Origin of the sequence: Microbacterium sp. zg-Y625 (genome assembly GCF_030246925.1) — a bacterium.
In the GTDB taxonomy this organism is placed as follows: domain Bacteria; phylum Actinomycetota; class Actinomycetes; order Actinomycetales; family Microbacteriaceae; genus Microbacterium; species Microbacterium jiangjiandongii.
Map to the genome: position 1 here is coordinate 487,087 of NZ_CP126740.1, position 13,949 is coordinate 501,035.

The window sequence follows — 13,949 nt, forward strand, 5'->3', positions numbered from 1 at the left end:
CGTATCTATTGTCCTCAAGCCTAGGTTTGTCCAGTCGGAGGCGCCTCGGCCAACGAAGACGTGACATGCGCCACCCGTTTGCGCGGCTCGAATTAGCGGGCGGCGCAGAAGGGAATCCCCCAGGTTATCTCGCTGGCTAGTTATTGTGACGAATAGCATTCGGGTCCTCTATTCTCAATGATGCAATGTGCGGGGTCCGGATTTCACATCCGGCAAGCGCCGCAGTGTCGGTATACTGCGGCCAGAGGCTGCCGCGCGGTTGGGGGTGCGGGTTGGCAGGCCATCGGTAGCGCAACGGGAACGGTCTCGAAATCGACGGTCGATTTCGGTGATGCTTGGGCTCATCCGCGGCGTGCCACTTCCGAGACTGCCACGAGGAGCGCAGACAAATGTGGGCGGAGTGCAATCGCGCGTTTTAGGATGTGCAGAGCCTGCCTGTAGTCGCCCGCGGCGATAGCAGAACGTACAACGACGGAGCAGAGGAAGTCAGCTCTGGATTTTGGCGATGCTTTCGCGCCGAAAGTGTTTAACCATGCTTCGCTGGCACGCCAGTCCTTGGAACGTGAGACGGAGGCTGTGGATCCCTGGTAGACGTTCACAAGAGGATCCGGATGCGTCATCACTTCCATGCGCTGGGCTACAAGGTCGATGAGCAATGTCCAGTCTTGGTGCCGAGGAAGCTCGTCCCGCCAGGGAACATTGATGGCTGTCTGTCGAGGAATGAGCAGGGTTGAGCTTTGCATGAAGTTCTTGCGAAGGGTGATCGATGAGCGGTCAAGCAAATAGTCGGCAATCGGTTGCCCGCTCACATATGGTCGCTCAGGAACTATGCGCTCTTTCCGACCTATCAGTCGGGCGCGGCTGGTTGCGATCGCCCGAGGCGATTTCTTTAGGAGCTCTAGTTGTTGGAAAGTTTTGTCCGGAAGCCACTCGTCGTCATCATCGAGGAAACCGATCACGTCGGCGCGCGCACTGCGCACGCCTAGATTGCGTGCTGAGGCCCCGCCGACGGCGCCTGTCGTAAGGACAAGCTCGTGGGGGAGATCCCGCAGTTGCTCGTTCACTTCCCGTTGGAGCCAGGGGCGATCGAGCACGACGACGGGCCAGACGGGCACGGACTGGTCCAGCGCGGACCTTACCGCGCGGACTAACTCGGGCCGCCCGATGGTCGGGATTACTGCCGCCACTCTCATTGGATTGCTCGTTTTCGACGGTAAAGCACACGTAGCAGGTCAAGGGGTTCCACCAGATACCTACTCGCGAGCCGGCGAGGATCACACGCCAGACGCCAGAGCCACTCGATCTTCAGGCGTCCGGTCCAGCGCGGCGCATGTCCTTGGGCTCCGGAAAGCTGATCTATCGCGCCTCCAACGGTGGCGATGGCTCCCATCACTCCGCCGGATCGTAGTGCTAGCGCGACCTCCTCTTGGAGGGGCATTCCCATGCCGACGATGGTCAGTTGCGGGCCGAACTCTTTCGCCTCTTCTACGAGCTCAGGGAGTCGATGTGGTCGCCAGGGGTGGCCGGGGATCCCTAAAAACTCTATCCCGCGGTTGTCGGTCGAGGCGCGCCGGATGAACCCCTCGTTAGACTCGCGAGAAGCGCCAACCACAAGCACGCGAGATATATGTTCGGAGCGGATCGCTTCTGGGATCCAATCCGTCGAGCCGATGCGGAATTCAGTTCCCAACTTCGGGAGCCCGCTTCGTGATCGTGTGCGATTAAGTGCGGACAGTATCGGCCAACCGTCGATCAGTGTGTAGTCAGCGCTGTCGTAGAAACGCCGAAATGCATCGTTGGTATGGAGTACATAAACGCTGTGCAGGTTGTGCGCGGCGATCAGCGTGGCGGAGGTGCCGCTCGCGGCCGCAATGATTGCGTCGACGGCCCCATCCACAGTCAGGGGGGAAACGGTTACGTCGAACGTATCGATCGACATGCTCCCTGGTTGTGTAGAAGCGAGGGACGTCATCTCTGGGTATCTCTCTGTGAGCGTCAAGGGTGGTGATCAAGTCGAAGCCCCGCCGGTGGCGCACAATCCACGCGCTGTGGGGCGATGTCGAGGATTCGGTGATGGGGGAGTCGCGCGGGTTGCGCGTCGGTTGGTGCTGTCACCTCCGAGGATCCCTCGCGGCGGGGGGTGAGGATTTGTGGGGAACTCGGGACCTTCCTATATAACGTACGCCGGGCTCGCCGTATTTTGGAATCTGCGGTGTCGTGAATCGTATGTCGCTTTCGCCAGTCGGCGGGAATGGTCAAGTGCTCAAGTCTGTTGATGGCGGATAGGCGCCGCGTCGGAGAGCGTGGGACCGAAATTGCTGCCATGCGAGCCATCACAACGGTTGTCATGAGTGCGTGGCGTCGTTGATTTACCACCCTGTGAAGAGGCATTGCTCGGCCCTGGTAGGAACGGTCAGTGAGCGGTCGCGCCCGGCGCGATCACGGCCCGAATCGTTTTCAAGAGGATTAGGAGGTCGCCGAGAAGGCTCCAGTTCTCTACGTAGGAAAGATCGAGTCGCACGGATTCCTCCCACGAGAGCGTTGACCGGCCACCTACCTGCCAAGCGCCTGTTATGCCAGGCTTCGCGAGGAAGCGCCGATGGACATGGTCGGCATACTTCTCTACTTCGCTGGGAAGAGGCGGTCGCGGGCCTACGAGGGACATTGATCCTCCGACGACGTTCAGTAGCTGCGGCAGTTCATCGAGGCTGAATCTGCGCATGACGCGACCCACTCGCGTAACTCGCGGATCGTCACTCATTTTGAAGAGCACCTCGTTGCCCGCGTCCCGTCGCCCCGTAACGAGTTCGGGGAGGAGATCCTCAGCGTTCGCGACCATCGTCCGGAATTTCAACATGGTGAACTCGCGACCGCGCAGTCCGACTCTGGTCTGCTGAAAGAGCACCGGCCCGGGTGAGGAGAGTCGGACGGCGAGGGCGAGGAAGAGCAGAACCGGGCTGAGTATGATCAGGGCCCCGAGGCTCAGGAGCAGATCTACCATCCGCTTGGCGAACAACTGACCGCCGCTGAAGCGTGGCGTCTCGACGTGGATCAGCGGGAGGCCCGCGACGGGCCTGGTGTGCAGACGCGGGCCCGCGATGTCGATGATGCTCGGTGCGAGCACCAGGTGCTGGCGCCCGGCTTCGAGGCTCCAGGAGATCTCCTTCACCTTGCGGGCCGGGAGGTCGTCTGTGCTGGTAACAGCCACGGTGTCGGCCCCGGTGACGGCAAGCGCGCGGTCGATGGTACTGACCGCTCCCATGATGGGAATCGAGGTGCCCGGTATGGTGTCGGCAACTTTTCCAGTGGGCACGCAGGCACCAACGACCAGGTATCCGGCCTCGGGCGTGCGCCGCAGCTCGTTTGCGATCTCGGCGACGCTCCGCTCCGAGCCCACGAGCAACACGCGGGCAGAATACTCGCCGCGCCGACGCCGGGTGTTGATCCACCGGCGCCAGAGCCACCGCTCGAGCACCAGAGCAACGATCCCGACGGGCAGGCTGATGAGAAGGAATCCCCGCGCGACGTCAATCCGGAGGAGGAAACCGATGATCGCGACGTAGCCGAACAGTCGAACACTGCAATCGACGACGCGGCGGTACTCCGCCATTCCGGTCCCGACGACGCGATGGCTGCGGGAGTCGATCAGGCTGAGCCCCCACATCCAGGCGAGCACCAGCACGGTGGAGAACGCCCAGTACGACAACTCTGAGATTCGCAGGTCATCGCGCATAGCGACCTCAGCGTTTCCCATACCGAACCAGACGACCTGCGCGCCAAACACGACGACGATCAGCACCAGGAGGTCACTGAGGATGAGGCGCCTGGCGTAGGCCGGCCGCCAATTCTTGACGGTAGGTGGAGTCGCGGTGGGATCCACGGAATCGAGTTCGGTCGCGTCTTGCGTACCAATGAACGTCGTCGTCATTGCCGTGAATTCCGGTCGTATCGGGGGCAACCGGGCCCCACCGCCGTGCACTTCGTCGTCATGAATTAGTCCCCCTCTACAACATAGCCAATGAAAATGCAGTTCAAAGACACGTCCTAGACTGTGGCGGTGTCAACCGAGCAACCGCGACCCCAAATCCGCAGCACCAGATTCTGGGTTCTGACGATCTCGGCCCTCATTCTCATCGCCCTCATGGCGGGTGGCGCTTTGGTAGCAAAGACGCTTGCTGACCGGGCGTTTGCTGCCCGCGACGCGCTGCAGAGCGCCGTTCCGCTCGCCAGCGCCGCGAAGGACCAGATCCTCGCCGGAGATGCTACGGCTGCCCAGCAGACCGTGGCGCAGCTGCAGGAACTCACGGGTGTAGCGCGCGCGCAGGCAGACGGCGAACTCTGGCGCTTCGCAGAGGGACTTCCTGTCGTGGGACCGAACCTCGTCGTCGTGCGCGACGTCGCCGCGACGATCAACGACCTGGTCGTGCGGGCAGCCCTCCCCGCATCGCAGATGAACCTCGACGGTCTGGCCCCCGCGGGGGGACGCATCGACACCGCGATGCTCACCCAGGCATCCGAGCTGGTCGATCAAGCCGCCACTGCTGTCGCCGACGCCCGTGCCACCATCGACGGCATCGACCGCAGCAGCATCGTCGACCAGGTGGCATCCGGTGTCGACCAGCTCGATCGTGTGGTCGCCCAGATCGAGCCGCTCATCGCACCCGCTCAGCAGGCGCTTGCCGTGCTGCCCGGCATGCTGGGCGCCGAGGGTCCTCGCAATTACTTGGTGCTCGTACAGAACAACGCTGAATCCCGGGGGACCGGTGGTAACCCCGCTGCGCTCGTCATGTTGCATGTCGACAACGGCGACATCTCCATCGCTCAGCAGGCATCGAGCCAGGACTTCGTGAACGGCCGGCCGAACCCGGTCGCAGAGCTCGACCCGGCAACCGTTGCCCTCTACGGCGACAAGGTGGGCCGGTATATGCAGGACGTCACGATGACGCCCGACTTCGCGGAGTCGGCGCGGATCATGGGGGCATTCTGGGCGGAGCGGTTCGGCACACCGATCGACGGCACCGTCTCCATCGATCCCGTCGCCCTCAGCTACCTCATGGCGGCGACCGGTCCAGTGAGCCTGCCCAACGGCGACGCGCTCGAGTCGAATACCGTGGTGGCGAATCTGCTGAACGAGGTCTATTCCCGCTTCCCCGACCCGAGGATGCAGGATGCCTACTTCGCGGTCGCAGCGGGAGCGATTTTCGACGCGCTCACGTCCGTCTCTAACCCGCGCCAGCTCATCGAGCAGGCGACGCGCGCCATCGATGAGGGGCGGCTACTCTACGTGCCGACCTCGCCGGCCGAAGCCGAGCTCATCGCCGGCACCCGCCTGACCGGCGCGCTGCCCACAGATAACTCCGAGACCACGCTCATCGGTTCGTATGTCAATGACATCACCGAGGGCAAGCTCAACTACTACATGGACACCGCGGTCACGGTGGCGACCGATGCGTGCACGGTGGCCGCCGACGTGGCGCCCACGTTCACCGTGACGTCATCGCTCACGTCGACGCTGCAGCCCGATCAGGTTCGGGGTCTCGCCCGCTACATCTCGCCCGGGCGCTTCTTCCCGAAGGGCGTAATCAGCACCGATCTCGTCCTTTACGGTCCGGTGGGCGCGACCTTCGTGTCGGCCTCCGTCGACGGCGTGCCGGTTGCGGCGGCGCCCGTCGAGCACCTCGGCCGGCCGGCGGTCAAGATCAACGTGATCAACGACCCCGCGTCGACGCACGCCGTCACGGCGGTGTTCTCGGGAACGGCGGGCGCCGACTACGGGCCGGTGGACGTCTGGCACACCCCGATGGTGCGCGAGACACCGGTCACGATCGAGGCGCCGGGGTGCGCGGCTCAGTAGCCGCGCTCTTCTGCGGCGCGACGCGGAAGACGACGCCGTGGTAGAAGCCGAAGCGCGCGATGACCACGACCACGATGCTCGCCAGGTTGATCACGTTGACCACGAGGGCGCCGGGCTGTCGTTCGAGCATCGCCGCGGCGGCATCCACTCCGAGCCACACGATGACCGCGCCGAGCACGGTGCAGATCGCGTTGACGCCGACGAAGAGGGCCACCTCCAGCCAGCGGCGGCGTCGCGCGCGGTGGCGGAAGGTCCACTGGCGGTTGCCGAAGTACGCGTTGATGAGAGCCACGAGCGAGGCGACGACCTTGGCGCTGACGGCATCCCACCCGAAGCCCACGAGCAGCAGGTTGAAGACGGTGATCTCGATGACGGTGCTGATCGCGCCCACGGTGAGAAACCGGGTGCCGAGCGCGACGAGGCGCTTCGCGCGCGGGGGGAGCGACATGATTCGACTACGCTACAGGGATTGCCCGAGTGGCACCGAACAGCGACCAGCCCGGGAGATCGCGACGTGAGTTTTCAGCGCATCGCCGTCGTCATGCCCGCGTACAACGAGGCCGCGGGCATCGCCGAATTCCTGCTCGAGATCCATGAGCACCTCGCCCCGCTCGCGTCGGAGCTCGACATCGTCGTCGCCGACGACCGTTCCACCGACGCGACGGCTGCCGTCGTCGCGGGTCTCGGACTCGACCGCGTGCAGGTGCAGACGCAGACCCGCAACCGCGGGCACGGACCCACGGCGCTCGCCGCGTACGTGGCCGGGTTGCAGCTCTCGCCCGACGTCGTCGTACACGTCGACGGCGACGGGCAGTTCGCAGGGAACGACATCGCCCGCGTGCTCGGCGCACTCGAGGCGACCGGTGCCGACGTGGTGCACGGGGTGCGCCGCGGCCGCGAAGACCCGTGGTTCCGCCGTGCGCTGAGCTTCGGGCTGCGCGTCGCCGTGCGTCCGTTCGCAGGGCGCGGCGTGCCCGACATCAACACCCCGCTGCGTGCCTACCGGCCCCAGGTGCTGCAGCAGCTCATCGACGCCGTCGGGGCGGATGCCATCGTGCCGCACGTGCACTTCTCGCTCGCCGAGGCCCGGTGCGGGCTGCGGGTGACCTCTGTGCCCGTGCGCAGCCTGCCGCGCCGCGGCGGAGAGACCGTCGGCACCATGTGGGGCGGCAACGGGCAGCCGAAACTGCCACCCAAGCGCCTGCGCTCGTTCGTACGTCATGCCCTGGGGGAGCTCTGGCGGCTGTCGCTGCGACCGTCGGCCCCGATGCTGGCGCTGCGCACGGCATCCGCGGACCTGCGGTCGCGCGTCGCGGATGCGGCATGACGACGCTGCGACGACTGACCGATGTGGCCTTCTGGCTGCTGGCCGCCCTGCTCGCCGGGGCGCACCTGGTCGTGCTGTGGCAGAGCGTCACCGTCAACCCGCTCTGGGAGGACGAGGCGTTCAACCTGACCGTGCCTCTCAACCTGCTCGCGGGGCTCGGCTACACGAGCGACGGCACCCTCTCGGGCAGCACCCTGACGCCCTTCGACGCGCGCATCTCGACGGGTCCGGTGGTGCTGCTGCCGATCGCGGCGGTGCTGGCCTTCGGGGTCGACCTGGTCGTGGGGGCGCGCCTGGTGCCGGCGGCGTTCTACCTCGCTCTGCTCGCTGCCGTCTGGCTGCTTGGGCGCCGCGTCGGCGGTCGCTGGGCGGGCCTGCTGGCGGTCACGGTTCCGCTCGCCTTCGACGCCGCGGCGCCGCCGTCGCCGATCCAGGGTCCCGCAGACATCCTCGGCGAGGTGCCGGCGGCGGCCCTGCTCGCCTGGGCCCTGGTGGTGGTGCAGCGCAGGCCCTGGCTCGCGGGGCTGCTCTTCGGCCTCGCGATCCAGACCAAGTACATCTCGCTGCTGGCGGCTCCCGCCCTCGTGCTGGCCATGCTGCTGAGTCTGCCCGGCATCCCGCTGATGCGGCGCCTGCATGCCGTCGTGCTGCCGGCGGTGCTCGCGCTTGTGCCCACCGCGATCGTCGAGCTCTGCGCGCTGATCGCCCTCGGACCGGCCGGTTTCTGGCAGCACCTGCGCAGCACTGTGGGCTTCGTGCGCAACGGCGGGCAGCCCGGAGTCACGACCTCCGTTCCCGAGAAGCTGGCGACGCTGTCGGCGTCGTGGCATCTTCCCGCCGCCGTCGCGGCGGCGACGGCGATCGCGGTCGTATTGCTCATCGCCGCGGCAGTCGTGGTGGTGCGCCGGGTTCCCGAGTTCGGATCCGTGCGCGTGGGTGCCGGCGCCCGCGTGCGTGACACCGCGCCGCTGCTGGTCGCAGCGGTGGTCGGTGCGCTCACGTTCGTCGGCTGGTGGGCGACCGCGATGCACACGCCGCTGTGGGTGCGTCACCCCGCCCCGGGCCTGCTGGCCTTCGTGCCGGTGCTCTTCGCGTTCGTCGTGCCCGCCCTGGGGGTGCTGTGGCGCGCGGCAGAGGGGCGCCGCTCTGCCCCGTCACCCGGGGACACCGCCGTTGCGCCGCGAGGCGCGCGGGTCTGGCTGGTGCGAGGCGCGATCGGCCTCGCCGCGGTGCTCGTCGCGACCGTGCCGGCGGCGCAGGCCGTGTCGGCGGCGCGCGAAGCGCTGGCATCCGACGGCGCGGTGCTCGCACACCAACGCGCCATCGCGGCGGAGATCGCCGTCGCCGACGCCGAGTGGATCGCCACCCAGTGGGGCGGGCCCGTCAGTCTGGTCGTGCTCGCGGGCTCCCACGTGGCGCTCACCGACGCGCCGCCTGAGAACATCGCGGGCTACGCGGTGCTGACGACGGACCCCGCCGCGTGCGAAGAGCCGGTCGTGACCGCGCTGCCGTTCGTCGTCTGCGCGCCCTGACCGGCCCTCGGACGGCGGTCAGGCGTTCTGGCCGGCCGTGGTCTTCTCGGCGGCCCGGCGGCGGGCACGCCGTTCCTTGGCCTCGGCCCGCGTGAGCTCGACCGGCGCCTGCTCGTGGTGGTGGGTCGAGCCGTAGGTGTACGAGCCGTAGCCGTAGCTGTCGGGGCCCTTGGTCGGCAGCATCGTCACGACGACACCGAGCAGGTTGCCGCCGGCCGTCTCGAGGGAGCGCACGGCTCCGGAGAGGTCCTGCTTCTTGGTCTTGCCCGATGCAGCCGCGAGGATCACGCCACGGGTCTTCTTGCTCAGCACGGCGGCGTCGGTGACCAGCAGCAGCGGCGGGGCATCGATGAGAACGTAGTCGAAGTGCTCGGTGAGGGCGGCGAGAAGGTGGTCCATCGCCGCAGAGCCCAGCAGCTCGCTGGGGTTCGGGGGCACGGGGCCGCTCGTGAGCACGAACAGCTGGTTCGCGCCCCACTTCTGCAGCGCGTCGGTCAGCTGCACGCGGCCGATGAGCACGTCGGTCATGCCGACGCCGCCCTCAAGGCCCATATAGTCGGCGACGCGGGGGAGCCGCAGGTCGCCGTCGAGCAGCGCGACCCGTGCGCCCGTCTCGGCCAGGGCGATCGCGAGGTTCGCGGTGGTGGTCGACTTGCCCTCGCCGGGGCCGGCGCTCGACACGACGAAGCTGCGCGGCCCGTCTTCGACGTCGAGGAACTGCAGGTTGGTGCGCAGGGTGCGGAATGACTCCGCGCGGGGGCTGCGGGGGTCGGCGTGCACGATGAGGGGCCGCTTGGGAGCCTCGGGGTCGAACGCGATGCCGCCGAGCAGAGGCTTGTCGGTGAGCGCCTCGATGTCGTGCAGCGTGTGGATGCGGGTGTCGAGCACCGTGCGCAGCACGGCCAGAGCGACGCCGGCGGCCAGGCCGAGCAGGGCGCCGAGGGCGATGAGCAGCGGCACGTTCGGGCTGGTGGGAGCGGCGGGTACCGTAGCCGGCTGCGTGATCGTGATCTGCACCGGGCTGACGGCGTCGACGGCCTGCGGCTTCTCGAGCGTCGTCTGCACGGCCTGCGCGAAGCTCGCGGCGGTGGCGTCTGCGATGGCGGCGGCCAGCTCGGGGTCTTCATCGGTGACGGAGACATCGATCAACACCGTGTTGAGAGGCGTGCTGGCCGACACCTGCGCCGCGAGCTCGGCGGCTGTGATGTCGAGCTCGAGCTCTTCGATCACCGGGTCGAGCACCAGGCTCGTCGGGATCACATCGACGTAGCTCGTGACCATCTGGCGGGCGAAGTTCGTGCCCTGCACGAGGTCGCCCGTGGCCGCGCCCTCGGTGCGCACCGACACGTACAGCTGCGTGGATGCCTCGTACTTCGGGGTCTGCAGAAAGGCATACCCGGCGCCGCCGGCGAGGCCTGCGATGAGCAGCACCAGCAGCAGAATCCAGTTCTTGTGCAGGATGCGCAGGTAATCGCGAAGTTCCACGCGGTGGTCTCCCAGGGGTGTGATGGTCGGGTTCGGGTCATTCTTCCACAGCGCCGCAGGCCGCCCGGGACGCGCCCGACCGGCCGGGGCTCACTGCGCCGCGTAGGCGTAGGTGCCGTAGGCGGTCTTGTCGGCGCCGGCGGTCGGCACCATCGTGACGACGGTGCCGAGCACCTTCGAGCCGACGGCCTCGACGTTCTTCACCGCGCTCGCCAGCCTCGGCTTGGTCGTCGAGCCGGCCGCGGCGACCACGATCGCCCCGTTCGTGTGTCGCGAGACGACAGCGGCATCCGTCACGAGCAGCGTCGGTGGGGCGTCGACGATGATCACGTCGAACGCCGCCTTCAGCTCGCGCATGAGCTTGGCCATCGCCTGTGAGCCGAGCAGCTCGGCCGGGTTCGGCGGCACCGTGCCCGCCGGCAGCAGGAACAGCGTGCCGCGGCCCCAGCGCTGGATGACGTCGGATGCCGCGACCCGGCCCACCAGCACGTCGGCGAGCCCCAGCCCGCCCTCGATGCCGAAGTAATCGGCCACCTTGGGCTTGCGCAGATCCCCGTCGAGCAGCGCGACGCGGGCGCCGGTCTCGGCGAACGCGATGGCGAGGTTGGCCGAGGTGGTCGACTTTCCTTCGCTCGGCCCGGCGCTCGTGACGACGTACGCCGCGGGGCCGCCACCGAGGGCGAGGAACTGCACGTTGGTGCGGAGCGTCCGGTAGGCCTCGGCGCGCGGGTCGCGGGCGGCCGCGGCGACGACGAGGGGGCGCGTCTTGGCCTGGGGGTCCAGGGCGATGCCGCCGAGGGTCGGGGCGCCGGTGATCTCCTCGACGTCCTTCACCGTGCGGATGCGGGTGTCGAGCACCTCACGCAGCACCGCGATGCCCACGCCCGCCGCGAGCCCCAGCAGTCCGCCGAGTGCGAGCGACAGGCGCATGTTGGGCGCAGAAGGGCTGAGGGGCACCTGCGCCGGCTGCAGCGTCTCGATGCGCACGGGGGAGGGGCGATCGCCCGTCGGGGCCTCGAGCTGCTCGGCGACCACGGTGGTGAAGCTCTCGCCGATGGCATTGGCGATGCGCGCGGCCTGCTCGGGGCTCGGGTCGTTCACGGTGACGTCGATGACCACGGTGTTGAGACCCGCCGACGCGCTCACCTGGTGAGCGAGTTCTTCGGCCGATTCATCGAGGTTCAATTGCTCGATTACCGGATCGAGCACGATGGCGCTGGGAATCACGCTGACGTAGGTGGTCACCGCCTGGCGCGCGAAATTGGTGCCCTGAGTCATTTCCGACGTGGTGCCGCCATTGGTGCCGACCGAGACGTAAAGCTGCGTCGAAGCGGTATAGCGCGCCGGTGTCGTCAATGCGACGAGAGCACCCCCGGAGACGCCGATCAGCGCCAGCGAGATGATGAGCACGAGATTGCGGCGCAGGATGCGCGCATAGTCGTGAATGTCCATGGCGCTCCTGCCTCGGGGGTGATATATCCTGCGCGAGGTATCCTTTCACGAATTGTCCTGTCACTTTTCTCCTTTTCGGCTGACCGCAGCCCACGTTTCCGCAAGGACCCCATGAGCACTCTCGCTGGACTGTTCGACGACGACCGGGCCACTCGCGACGAATTCGAGCCCGCCGCGCGTGAGGTGCCGAGCGATGCCGGCCTGGCCGAGATGCTCGGCGGCGGGGGCGTCGACGGGGTCGGGGTCGGGGGGTCTCGGCGCCAGGCGCAGGCGCCGGTCGACGACACGCAGCGTCTGGTCGATCTGGTGCAGAGCGCGGCGGCGGATGCGGCGCCGGTGGTGCTGTCGGGCGGCGGCGGTGGCGGCAAGGCGAAGAAGAGTTCGCGTGGTCACAAGCGCACCGACTGGCTGAGCGTGCTCGTCGCCGTGCTCGCCGTCGGGGTCGTTTCGGGGACGGCGGTCTTCGGCGGCATCCAGCTCGCTTCAGCCAGCCCTGCGGCCGACGCCCTGCAGTCGCTCGCCACCGACGAGGCCGCGTTGGTGAACGCCCAGCAGAGCCTCTCGGCGACGGCCACGCGCATCGAGGCCGACGTCACCGCCGGCCGGGAGGATGCCGCGCGCCTCGAGCCGGCCCTGGTGGCGGTGGAGGGATACTCCGACGAGCCCGCGCGGGCCGCGGCGATGCAGGCCCTGACCGACTACCGGGCAGGGCTCGACGCGCTCGTGCTGCCGGAGCTGCCCGCCCCGTACTCCCGGCCCGCCATCGATGAGGACTCGCTGGCCGACGTCGGTGCGGCGATCGACGACGTGCAGGCCCGGGCGGCCGAGATGGCGGAGCCCACCGAGCGGATGCATGCCCTGCGGGGTGCTGTCACCGATCTGCGGGACCGCTTCGTCGAGCAGGTGGCTGCGTTCGGCGCGACGTTCCCGGCGTGGGCCGCGACGGTCAACGCCGAGAACGACCAGGCCGACCAGAGCTTCCGCGACGCGCTCACGGCTGCCGCCGCGGCGGTGCCGTCGGGTCAGGCCGGAGGCCTGCTGGGCATCGAGGCGATGCTCGTGCTGCCGCCGCTCGTCGACGCGCTGCGGGAGGACAACCAGCGCGCTCTCGATGAGATCGCGGCCGAGGAAGAGGCGGCGGAGGACGCCGAGTCTGGCGGTTCGGGTGGATCGGACGGCTCGGATTGGTACGTCGACCCGGGTGTGCCGCCGACCGACCCGGGTGTGCCGCCGACCGATCCGGGTGTGCCGCCGACCGATCCCGGTCCGGTCGACCCGCCGGTCACGGACCCGCCGGTGACGGACCCCGGCACCGGCGAGGCGCCGGCCGGGTAGCCCGCGGCGCGGGGCGGCTTCGGGCGCTGGGGGTGGGCGCTTCGGTTGCTGCGGTTGGGCGCTTCTGGCGCCGTCGGGCGCTGTGGGTGCTGCGGGGTGCGTCTGGCGCCAGCCGGCGGCGCGGGTGCGCTGCGGGCCGCGGTCGGGCGCTGCGGGTCAGGCGGGGACGGCCAGGCGAACGACCCGCACGACCTCGTCGATGGCCGGCACCAGCTGCGAAGCCGACAGCTCGTAGGTGTTCCACGAGCGGCGGTACGGGTCGATAACGTCGTCGTCGGCCGGGTCGGCCGGGGGCAGCGAGACGCCGCGGTGCGCGGCGACCGAGGCCACCGCCGCGCGCAGTCGTGCCGAGGGGTCCTGGCCCGCGGCGTCGGCGGCCGCGATGATCTCGGCATCCGGGGTGTCCCTCGCCAGTCGCGCGAACTCGCGAACGGTGAAGGTGGAGCGCAGGCGCGCCGGCGCGAGTTCGACGATGGCGCGGCGGTGCTCGCGCGCCATGGCCAGGATGAGGTCGGGTGTGGTCAGCATGCGCGAGTTCAGCAGCTGCGAACGGTGCTCGGTCGACAGCTCCGCGGGTACTCCGTGCTGCGCGGCGAGGCGCTGGGCCTCGGCGGGCATCTCCGACGCGCGCATGTCGTAGGTGCCGCCGCTGTTGACGCTGCCGGGGAGCCCCGCCAGCCGTGTGCGCAGCAGCTGCTCAGCCAGCGGTGAGCGGCAGATGTTGCCGGTGCAGACGGTGATGATCTCGAACACGGACGACCTTTCGGTTCGGGTACGGGCGCCGTGCCACTGTATCGGGGCCCCTCCGGCCCGTTCCCTTTCCCGCTTCCGGCTCGCGAGTGAGTATTCGCGGTGTCGAGTGAGTATTCGCGTCGTCGAGTGAGTATTTGCGGTGCCGAGTGAGTATTCGGCATCCCGAGTGAGTATTCGTGTCGTCCCAGACGCGGAGGGGATCCTCGCCGAG

11 protein-coding genes are annotated in these 13,949 nt (G+C 68.2%); 4 read left to right on the forward strand and 7 right to left on the reverse strand.

Going from position 1 to position 13,949, the window contains the following annotated elements:
- Positions 1-341: 341 nt before the first annotated feature.
- The 3 genes from QNO14_RS02165 to QNO14_RS02175 form a co-directional block, all read right to left on the reverse strand.
- Positions 342-1,193, reverse strand: a complete 852-nt coding sequence (locus tag QNO14_RS02165) for a glycosyltransferase family 2 protein (protein WP_257506590.1) — start codon at positions 1,191-1,193, stop codon at positions 342-344.
- A complete protein-coding gene (locus tag QNO14_RS02170) occupies positions 1,190-1,939 on the reverse strand; it encodes a WecB/TagA/CpsF family glycosyltransferase (protein WP_257506591.1) in 750 nt (249 codons plus the stop codon). Before QNO14_RS02170 ends, QNO14_RS02165 begins: the two co-directional genes overlap by 4 nt.
- Before the next feature lie 474 nt (positions 1,940-2,413).
- Complete coding sequence (locus QNO14_RS02175; protein WP_257506592.1) at positions 2,414-3,928, reverse strand: sugar transferase; 1,515 nt, start codon at positions 3,926-3,928, stop codon at positions 2,414-2,416.
- 129 nt (positions 3,929-4,057) lie between these two features.
- On the opposite strand from QNO14_RS02175, the gene QNO14_RS02180 reads away from it, so the two are divergent.
- The gene (locus tag QNO14_RS02180) at positions 4,058-5,854 is read left to right on the forward strand and encodes a DUF4012 domain-containing protein (RefSeq protein ID WP_257506593.1); all 1,797 of its coding nucleotides are present in this window, start codon (positions 4,058-4,060) and stop codon (positions 5,852-5,854) included.
- Here the strand turns inward: QNO14_RS02180 and QNO14_RS02185 are convergent.
- Positions 5,820-6,302 carry a GtrA family protein gene (locus tag QNO14_RS02185; protein WP_257506594.1) on the reverse strand — a complete coding sequence of 161 codons (483 nt, stop codon included), beginning with the start codon at positions 6,300-6,302 and terminating at the stop codon, positions 5,820-5,822. The two genes, QNO14_RS02180 and QNO14_RS02185, sit on opposite strands and share 35 nt — an antisense overlap.
- A 66-nt stretch (positions 6,303-6,368) precedes the next feature.
- Here QNO14_RS02185 and QNO14_RS02190 point away from each other — a divergent pair, with 66 nt between their 5' ends.
- Both QNO14_RS02190 and QNO14_RS02195 read left to right on the forward strand, forming a co-directional pair.
- Entirely contained in the window at positions 6,369-7,181 is an 813-nt protein-coding gene (locus tag QNO14_RS02190; RefSeq protein ID WP_257506595.1) for a glycosyltransferase family 2 protein, read from the forward strand.
- Positions 7,178-8,713, forward strand: coding sequence for a hypothetical protein (locus QNO14_RS02195; RefSeq protein ID WP_257506596.1), 1,536 nt, complete (start codon positions 7,178-7,180; stop codon positions 8,711-8,713). The genes QNO14_RS02190 and QNO14_RS02195 overlap by 4 nt, the downstream gene beginning before the upstream one ends.
- A gap of 18 nt (positions 8,714-8,731) precedes the next feature.
- On the opposite strand, the gene QNO14_RS02200 is transcribed toward QNO14_RS02195, so the two are convergent.
- Both QNO14_RS02200 and QNO14_RS02205 read right to left on the reverse strand, forming a co-directional pair.
- Positions 8,732-10,198 (reverse strand): tyrosine-protein kinase domain-containing protein, encoded by a 1,467-nt coding sequence (locus QNO14_RS02200; RefSeq protein WP_257506597.1) that lies wholly within the window; start codon positions 10,196-10,198, stop codon positions 8,732-8,734.
- 90 nt (positions 10,199-10,288) lie between these two features.
- Positions 10,289-11,650 (reverse strand): tyrosine-protein kinase domain-containing protein, encoded by a 1,362-nt coding sequence (locus QNO14_RS02205; RefSeq protein ID WP_257494850.1) that lies wholly within the window; start codon positions 11,648-11,650, stop codon positions 10,289-10,291.
- 111 nt (positions 11,651-11,761) lie between these two features.
- Between QNO14_RS02205 and QNO14_RS02210 the strand changes: the two genes are divergently transcribed.
- On the forward strand, positions 11,762-12,985 hold the full coding sequence (locus QNO14_RS02210) for a hypothetical protein (RefSeq protein WP_257506598.1): 1,224 nt from the start codon (positions 11,762-11,764) through the stop codon (positions 12,983-12,985).
- A 156-nt stretch (positions 12,986-13,141) separates the two neighbouring features.
- Here QNO14_RS02210 and QNO14_RS02215 read toward each other — a convergent pair whose 3' ends face one another.
- Positions 13,142-13,738, reverse strand: a complete 597-nt coding sequence (locus QNO14_RS02215; protein ID WP_257506599.1) for an arsenate reductase/protein-tyrosine-phosphatase family protein — start codon at positions 13,736-13,738, stop codon at positions 13,142-13,144.
- Positions 13,739-13,949: the final 211 nt, after the last annotated feature.

Bases quoted from the DNA above. Each gene is read 5' to 3' on its own strand.
- QNO14_RS02165 (WP_257506590.1), bottom strand. From the start codon at position 1,193: ATGAGAGTGGCGGCAGTAATCCCGACCATCGGGCGGCCCGAGTTAGTC.
- QNO14_RS02170 (WP_257506591.1), bottom strand. From the start codon at position 1,939: ATGTCGATCGATACGTTCGACGTAACCGTTTCCCCCCTGACTGTGGAT.
- QNO14_RS02175 (WP_257506592.1), bottom strand. From the start codon at position 3,928: ATGACGACGACGTTCATTGGTACGCAAGACGCGACCGAACTCGATTCC.
- QNO14_RS02185 (WP_257506594.1), bottom strand. From the start codon at position 6,302: ATGTCGCTCCCCCCGCGCGCGAAGCGCCTCGTCGCGCTCGGCACCCGG.
- QNO14_RS02195 (WP_257506596.1), top strand. From the start codon at position 7,178: ATGACGACGCTGCGACGACTGACCGATGTGGCCTTCTGGCTGCTGGCC.
- QNO14_RS02205 (WP_257494850.1), bottom strand. From the start codon at position 11,650: ATGGACATTCACGACTATGCGCGCATCCTGCGCCGCAATCTCGTGCTC.
- QNO14_RS02210 (WP_257506598.1), top strand. From the start codon at position 11,762: ATGAGCACTCTCGCTGGACTGTTCGACGACGACCGGGCCACTCGCGAC.